The sequence below is a fragment of the Brevibacillus sp. TJ4 genome (assembly GCF_044627595.2).
GTDB lineage: Bacteria > Bacillota > Bacilli > Brevibacillales > Brevibacillaceae > Brevibacillus.
The window spans coordinates 4,333,373-4,339,597 of record NZ_CP185865.1 but is presented as its reverse complement, the minus strand read 5'-3'; the positions used below and the strand labels follow the sequence as shown (position 1 = coordinate 4,339,597).

The window sequence follows — 6,225 nt, the reverse complement described above, 5'->3', positions numbered from 1 at the left end:
ATGTGGAGTTGCCCAGACAACCAGGATGTTGGCTTAGAAGCAGCCACCATTTAAAGAGTGCGTAATAGCTCACTGGTCGAGTGACTCTGCGCGGAAAATGTAACGGGGCTAAACGTATCACCGAAGCTATGGCAGTCCTTACGGACTGGGTAGGGGAGCGTTCCAAGCAGCGGTGAAGCCGTACCGGAAGGAGCGGTGGAGCGCTTGGAAGTGAGAATGCCGGTGTAAGTAGCGAAAAGACAAGTGAGAATCTTGTCCACCGAAAGCCTAAGGTTTCCTGGGGAAGGCTCGTCCTCCCAGGGTTAGTCGGGACCTAAGCTGAGGCCGAAAGGCGTAGGCGATGGACAACAGGTTGATATTCCTGTACCACCTCTGTACCGTTTGAGCAATGGCGTGACGCAGGAGGATAGGGTGAGCGGCCTACTGGATGGCCGTCCAAGCAGCAAGTGTGGTGTGTAGGCAAATCCGCACACTGTCAAGCACAAGCTGTGATGGCGAGGGAAATTCAAGTACCGAAGTCCCTGATTTCACACTGCCAAGAAAAGCGTCTAGCGAGGAACAAGGTGCCCGTACCGCAAACCGACACAGGTAGGCGAGGAGAGAATCCTAAGGTGCGCGGGATAACTCTTGCTAAGGAACTCGGCAAAATGGCCCCGTAACTTCGGGAGAAGGGGCGCCCCGGTAGGGTGAGGGTCCCCGCCCGACGCGAGCGTAAGCTGGTGTCGGGCGGGCTGAGCCCGAGGGGGCCGCAGTGAAAAGGCCCAAGCGACTGTTTAGCAAAAACACAGGTCTCTGCGAAGCCGCAAGGCGAAGTATAGGGGCTGACGCCTGCCCGGTGCTGGAAGGTTAAGGGGATGGGTTAGCGCAAGCGAAGCTTTGAACCGAAGCCCCAGTAAACGGCGGCCGTAACTATAACGGTCCTAAGGTAGCGAAATTCCTTGTCGGGTAAGTTCCGACCCGCACGAAAGGCGTAACGACTTGGGCGCTGTCTCGGCAAGAGACCCGGTGAAATCATAATACCTGTGAAGATGCAGGTTACCCGCGACAAGACGGAAAGACCCCATGGAGCTTTACTGTAGCCTGGTATTGGAACTTTGTGCATCATGTACAGGATAGGTGGGAAGCTTTGAAGCAGGGGCGCCAGCCTCTGTGGAGCTGTCGGTGGGATACCACCCTTGATGTACGGAGTTTCTAACTCGTCGCCCTCATCGGGCGAGAGGACCATGCCAGGTGGGCAGTTTGACTGGGGCGGTCGCCTCCCAAAAGGTAACGGAGGCGCCCAAAGGTTCCCTCAGAATGGTCGGAAATCATTCGTAGAGTGTAAAGGCAGAAGGGAGCTTGACTGCGAGACCTACAAGTCGAGCAGGGACGAAAGTCGGGCTTAGTGATCCGGTGGTTCCGCATGGAAGGGCCATCGCTCAACGGATAAAAGCTACCCTGGGGATAACAGGCTTATCTCCCCCAAGAGTCCACATCGACGGGGAGGTTTGGCACCTCGATGTCGGCTCATCGCATCCTGGGGCTGAAGTAGGTCCCAAGGGTTGGGCTGTTCGCCCATTAAAGCGGTACGCGAGCTGGGTTCAGAACGTCGTGAGACAGTTCGGTCCCTATCTGTCGCGGGCGCAGGAAGTTTGAGGAGAGCTGTCCTTAGTACGAGAGGACCGGGATGGACGCACCGCTGGTGCACCAGTTGTCACGCCAGTGGCACAGCTGGGTAGCTATGTGCGGAAGGGATAAGCGCTGAAAGCATCTAAGCGTGAAGCCCCCTCCAAGATGAGACTTCCCACAGCGCAAGCTGGTAAGACCCCTCAAAGACGATGAGGTTGATAGGTTCGGTGTGGAAGCGCGGCAACGCGTGGAGCTGACGAATACTAATCGGTCGAGGACTTATCCACACACAATCCATAGCATGCATGCAGATCCAGTTTTGAAGGAACAAGGCTAAAGCCATCCATTGCGGATGGCTTTTTTTGTTTGTCCCAGAAAGGAAACAAGAACCTGTTCAGGTCAGAATGGATACACCTGTACTCCGCTCTATTTGCATTTTGAGCGCAGCAGGAAAGGCGGTGACGTGGTAATCCAAAAAGCGCTCGACCAGATACCGTTCGGCCAACCCGTGGGACATCGTAAGCTCTCCCCACCACTCAGTCTCGTATCTGCACAGCATTCCGAGTACATACAGCAGCAAGTAATGGCTCGCCCAGGCAGGAAGCGGCGGCGTATCGGTTGGATCATTCCAAAAATACAATGTGTCACCTTCCCGGTCAAAGAAAGGGTGTTGTTCCAGCCGAGAAAGGGCACACTGTGGGAGTAGCAGTTGTTTGTCGGACTCCCCGGTTCGCCACTGCCATTCCGAAAGCACAGGTTCGCTGGATGAAAAGCGGCGGATATACTGGAGCAACGTCTCCGGAGAATACGCCAACGGCCCGTCCGCCGTTTCCGGGAATGTCAGGCAAGCCCAGGATGATCCGTTGTGTTCCTCGTCTTGGCGGATGAATGGAGCCGCTGCAACCGGTATCCAGACAGGTTTTGTGTCCGTGACAGAGGCATAGATCCGACTGAGCGGGGCGATGGACAGAAACAGCTCGTGTACGAGATAACGGTCCTGCATCGGGTGGAGCGCGAAGCTGCGGGCCAGGAGCGGAAAAAGCCCTTCCTTTTGTGGCCGCACCTCATCTTCCGTCAATTGATAAGAACTCTTTTTTACTTTCCGCGTAGTCACCCCATGTTGCAGTACCTTGCTGTTTTGCGGATACGACGGCTCCTGCGTAATCAGCATCGCCTTCAGCAAATGCGCACAGCCATAAAAAAGCAGCAGCGGCTGAACACTCAGATCGGCGGTTTCAGCCGTCAGGTAAAAGAGGCGAGCTTGTCTCCACAGGTAGCTGAACCGTGAGCTTTGTTGGAACGCAAGACGCTCCGGATGAGAAAAACCTTTGTTCTTATAACAGCGGCTCAAATAATGTTTCGCGATTGGTTCCGCCTCCAGCGACTGGAGCAATTTCCAAGAGTTGTCCACCTAGATCACCTGTTTAATTTTCGTGAAAACGCATTATTTCCACTTCTATTTTTTGATTAATCTGTATAATCGATTTGATACACGAACAATGTACGGATTCCTTGACAGTAAATTATGCCGTTTGTTAAACTGTCTTAAACTATTCGCCGAGAGGAGCATGTTACAGTGCGGGAAGACAAGTTTGCAAAAGAAGGTTTGACGTTTGACGACGTGTTGCTCATTCCAGCCAAGTCGGAAGTGCTGCCCAGAGATGTAGATTTGAGAACCAAGCTGAGCGAGGCGGTTACGCTAAATATTCCTCTTATCAGCGCAGGCATGGACACGGTTACGGAATCGGCATTGGCAATCGCTATGGCTCGTCAGGGTGGCATCGGGATCATCCACAAAAACATGACGATCGAACAACAAGCAAGCGAGGTAGACCGCGTAAAACGATCGGAAAGCGGTGTAATTACCAATCCGTTTTCCCTGACTCAGAATCACACTGTGGCTGACGCCGATGCTCTGATGGGGAAATTCCGCATCTCCGGTGTACCGATTGTGGATGAAGGGAATCATTTGATCGGAATTTTGACCAACCGCGACTTGCGTTTTGTCCATGATTTCTCCATCCCGATCAAGGACGTTATGACGAAAGACGACCTGGTGACGGCACCTGTAGGAACTACCTTGCAGCAAGCAGAAGCAATCCTGCAGCGTCATAAAATTGAAAAGCTTCCACTGGTGGACGAGCAGAACATTCTTCGTGGTCTGATTACGATCAAGGACATCGAGAAAAACATTCAATATCCAAATGCGGCAAAAGACCTGCACGGACGTCTGCTGTGTGGGGCAGCGGTAGGAGTTTCCGGCGATACATTTGAACGTGCGGCTGCCTTGGTCGAAGCGGGAATCGACGTACTGGTTGTCGACACGGCGCACGGCCACTCCAAAGGCGTGATCGACACCGTGAAAGAAATCCGCAAAACCTACCCACAACTGACAATCGTGGCCGGAAACGTGGCTACAGGCGAAGCTACCCGCGAACTGATTGAGGCAGGAGCATCCGTGGTCAAGGTCGGGATCGGACCTGGCTCCATTTGTACCACTCGCGTCGTCGCAGGGATTGGCGTTCCGCAAATTACGGCGATCAACGACTGTGCAAAAGTGGCACGACAGTACAATATTCCAATTATTGCCGATGGCGGCATTAAATACTCCGGTGATTTGACAAAAGCGATTGGCGCAGGTGCATCGGCGATTATGATCGGAAGCCTGTTTGCCGGTACGGAAGAGAGCCCGGGCGAGTTCGAGATTTACCAGGGACGCCGTTTCAAGGTGTATCGCGGCATGGGCTCGATCGGTGCGATGAAGGCGGGCAGTAAAGATCGCTACTTCCAGGAAAACGAACAAAAGCTGGTACCAGAAGGCATCGAAGGCCGTGTACCGTACAAAGGTCCACTCTCCGACGTCGTCTTCCAACTGGTTGGTGGCTTGCGTGCAGGTATGGGCTACTGCGGTACGAAAACAATCGATGAACTGATCGAGAACTCCCAGTTTATCCGCATTACCGGTGCCGGGCTGCGCGAAAGCCACCCGCATGATGTACAGATTACCAAAGAAGCGCCAAACTACTCTTTCTCCTAATACGAGACTGACAAATAGTTCGATAGTCATACGCCCCCACTCCCCTCGGGAGTCTGGGGGCTTTTTCTAGTATTTGACGCTAGAACTGTGACGGAACAAGCTTCAAGCGCACATGCTTCCTATGGTACACTTACAGATGTGTGTATGTGCTATGGAGCCAGATGCAACAAAGAAAAACGACAGATACAGGAGAGTGAGAAATAACGATGAAGCGAAACAGATGGACACAGCGTCTAAAAGGGCTTGTCCTGTCAGCCGCTGTACTTGTTGGAGCAATGGGTGGAATGGCTCCGCAAGCAGAGGCACAGACGGCCAATTTGGACCTGGCAGCGCGTTCTGCCATTTTGGTAGAAGCCTCTACAGGTAGAGTCCTGTACAGCCAAAATCCGGACCAGCCGCTCCCCGTGGCGAGCATGAGTAAAATCATGTCCGAGTACCTGGTGCAGGAAGCTGTTCAACAAAAGAAAATCAGTTGGGACGACGTGGTGCCCGTTAGCGAATACGCATTTTATGTCGCACGAATCTCCGACGCGAGCGGCGTCTACCTGAATGCGGGAGAATCCTTTACAGTCAAGGAATTGTATGAAGCGATGGCCGTCGTCTCCGCCAACGATGCGACAGTATTGCTCGCCGAAAAAATTGCCGGAAGCGAGCCAAACTTCGTACAAATGATGAACCAAAAGGCAAAAGAGCTGGGCATGACCCAAACGTCTTTTGTCACGTCCACAGGATTGCCGGCCAATGAACTGGGTCCGTACTCGGTAGAAACAGACCAGACTGAAAACCTGATGTCTGCCCGCGATTCCGCGATTCTCGCCCGCGCCTTGATCCGCGATTTTCCAGATGCATTGGAAGTTTCCAAAATTCCGCGCTTTACCTTCCGTGCAGGCAAGCCGCAAGAACTGAAAAAAGCCAACTACAACTGGATGCTTCCGGGTTTGAACAGTTTTTACGAAGGGGTAGACGGGTTAAAAACAGGATACACAGCCGCAGCGAAGTACTGCTTTACCGGAACCGCCGAGCGTGACGGCATGCGCCTGATCAGCGTCGTAATGGGAACAGAGAGCGAACTGAAGCGCTTTGCTGAAACGAAAAAGCTGTTCGATTACGGCTTTAGCAACTACAAGGTTACCAAAGTGATGGACAAGGGAGCCTCGATTGCCGGATTTGAAACAGCTCCGGTAACCGGCGGGGTCGAAGTGACGGTGCCGGCTGTCACTGGCAAAGAAGTCACCATGCTCGCCAAAATCGGGGACGAGCCTGCGTACACACCTTCCGTCACCTTTTCTCAGTTGACTGCGCCAATCGCAAAAGACCAGACAATCGGAAAACTGGTCCTGCAAGAAGAGGGCGTAGCCGAGACCGACTACTTGCAGCCGGAAGACCTGGAACGCGCAGCAGTCGATGTCGTCGCTGCACAGGAAGTGGAGGAAGCAAGCTGGATTCGCCTGTTCTTCCGCAGCATCATCGAATTCTTCAGCGGCCTGTTCAGCAGCGGCAGCTAATCATCCAATCAAAAGAAAATAGTTGTATCCCTATGCGCTTTGGTTTACAATGAGCGTAACTTGAACCATAACACC

General features: G+C 53.1%; 3 protein-coding genes and 1 rRNA gene (1 of these 4 running past the window's edge). 3 read left to right on the top strand and 1 reads right to left on the bottom strand.

Translation table 11 applies throughout. The features are described from left to right. A 23S ribosomal RNA gene (locus ACAF76_RS21490) occupies positions 1-1,895 on the top strand (it extends 1,076 nt beyond the left edge of the window). 107 nt (positions 1,896-2,002) lie between these two features. Here the strand turns inward: ACAF76_RS21490 and ACAF76_RS21485 are convergent. Further along, a complete protein-coding gene (locus ACAF76_RS21485) occupies positions 2,003-3,019 on the bottom strand; it encodes a YaaC family protein (RefSeq protein ID WP_400164361.1) in 1,017 nt (338 codons plus the stop codon). Between the two features lie 165 nt (positions 3,020-3,184). On the opposite strand from ACAF76_RS21485, the gene guaB reads away from it, so the two are divergent. Together guaB and ACAF76_RS21475 are read left to right on the top strand one after the other, a co-directional pair. Continuing rightward, positions 3,185-4,645: an IMP dehydrogenase gene (gene guaB / locus ACAF76_RS21480; protein WP_400164360.1), complete on the top strand. Its 1,461-nt coding sequence runs from the start codon at positions 3,185-3,187 to the stop codon at positions 4,643-4,645. A gap of 206 nt (positions 4,646-4,851) precedes the next feature. Further along, positions 4,852-6,150 (top strand): D-alanyl-D-alanine carboxypeptidase family protein, encoded by a 1,299-nt coding sequence (locus tag ACAF76_RS21475; protein WP_400164359.1) that lies wholly within the window; start codon positions 4,852-4,854, stop codon positions 6,148-6,150. The last annotated feature ends 75 nt before the right edge of the window (positions 6,151-6,225 follow it).